We start from the raw sequence: 267 nt of genomic DNA on the forward strand, positions 1-267 counted from the left end.
TCTCTTTCACACCATCGATTTTCATGACTTCACTGATGATATCAGAAAGACGGACTTCTCTTCTCAGCTGACTGTTTCTAAGTTCTTCGGTATCAATAAAACCATTATCTAAAAGCGGTCCTTCAAAAATCTGATCGGTTGCCAGACCTTTATCCAGCATTTGCTGTAATGAATAAAAATGAACTTCAGGTGACAGGTAATTATTAATTGCTTTTAAAACTTTAGCATGCACCAGTTCTTCATCGGCTTTGTTTACCAGTCCGATAC

The 267-nt window shown here is 37.5% G+C and carries 1 pseudogene; it reads right to left on the reverse strand.

Going from position 1 to position 267, the window contains the following annotated elements:
- A pseudogene (locus ACPYOJ_RS35565) lies at positions 1–267 on the reverse strand (hypothetical protein); the annotation flags it as partial.

It is taken from the genome of Rhizobium sp. SVR5-9E (assembly GCF_056755095.1).